Below are 1,489 nucleotides of genomic sequence, written 5' to 3' on the forward strand. Positions count from 1 at the left end.
TACGGCAGCTGTAGATCGTTAATCTGAGTGGCGGGTGTCGGCGGTCATGTGACGGACACTGCTGTGACCTCGTTCCATCGTCGGTGGCAGGCGGCTGCCCGGTGTTGATGGCGTCTGCGCCAGTGCGACCAGCGCAGGGCGTGATCAGGGTCGATGTCCTGTCTGGGCCGGGCGAGCACGAGGATGCGCAGGAGTTTCAGCAGTTCAGGGCAGCTCACCGCGACCAGTTCGACAGAGGCGCGTTCGGCGCTGTCGCGGTGTTCCAGGCTGGCGATGACGGCCAGTAGCACGTAGGAGATCATGCTGATCAGGCACCAGCGGTGCCAGGACGTCCAGGTGGTGACCTGGCCCTGGTCCAGCCCGGTCAGGCCCTTGGCGGCCTGGAAGTCTTCCTCGATCCGCCACCTGCGGCACACCACATCGACCAGCACGTGCAACGGCGCCCGGACCTGTGACCAGCACCGATAGTAGGACAGGGTGCCGGTGTAGCGGTGCCGGCGGATCAGCAGTGTGGACTGCCCTGCCTGATGCCCGCCGGGGGTGTCGTCGGCCAGTACCTCGATCATCGCCCAGTCGTAGTGGCGTTCGCCCTTGGTGCCGCTTCCGGTCCGCAGCCGCTGCCAGGATCGCGTCGGCACGCGCTTGACCAGGTCGGTCACGGTCGAGGTGCCCGCCGGGGTACGCACCCGATGGTCGGACTTGACGGCGATCACATAGCCGTAGCCCAGCAGCCGGATGCTCATCCGCGACTCGCGCCCGCCATACACCTCATCGGCGGCCACCCACGCGCGGATAACGCCGCCGGCCCGCGCATGGGCGAGCATCTTGGTGGCCAGCTGCGGCTTGGTGGCGAACATCACCTCGTCGGGAACACCGGTCAGCTCACGACGCTCCTCATCGGCGGCCCACGCTGCGGGCAAGAAGAGCCGGTGGTCGATCAGGGTGTGCCCAGCCCGGGTGGCATACGTCAGATGCACCGCCACCTGGCACAATCCCACCCCACCCAGCGCGCCGGAGTATTGGCGGGCCGCGCCGACGGCGTCGATGGAGGACTTCTCATCGCCGGTCTCGTCGACCACCAGCACCACATCCTCAGTGCCGAGATGCTCCACAGCCCAGGCCGCGACACGGGCCTGGACGGTGTGTTCGTCCCAGCGGGCCCGCGACAGGAAGTGCTGCAGAATGTGCGGGCCACGATGCCCGACGGCCTCGCCGAGGGTCCAGCAGTTGGCCGTGTCCTTCACGATGAGCATGGCCTCGACCATGTTCCGGCAGGTCAGCCGAGTCTCTCTGCGCGGGAAGCAATCAGCCAGCCGCTCCATCAGCCCTGCAAAGCAGCTCGGCCATCGTTCATGCGCTACCGTGACCCCTGCGGCCACCGTGTCTATGTTCGTCGTCACAAACGATCATGATGCTGGTGGCCGTTCCCATGCCCACAGGCGCCCCCATGGAGCACATCCCTCGAAGATCCCGAACTACAGCTGCCGTA

The 1,489-nt window shown here is 66.7% G+C and carries 1 protein-coding gene; it reads right to left on the bottom strand.

The genetic code is table 11. The features are described 5' to 3' along the window. Positions 1–44: 44 nt before the first annotated feature. Positions 45–1,379 (bottom strand): IS701 family transposase, encoded by a 1,335-nt coding sequence (locus ACIBQ1_RS61830; protein ID WP_397292887.1) that lies wholly within the window; start codon positions 1,377–1,379, stop codon positions 45–47. Between the last annotated feature and the right edge of the window lie 110 nt (positions 1,380–1,489).

Origin of the sequence: Nonomuraea sp. NPDC050153 (assembly GCF_044460125.1) — a bacterium.
GTDB lineage: Bacteria > Actinomycetota > Actinomycetes > Streptosporangiales > Streptosporangiaceae > Nonomuraea.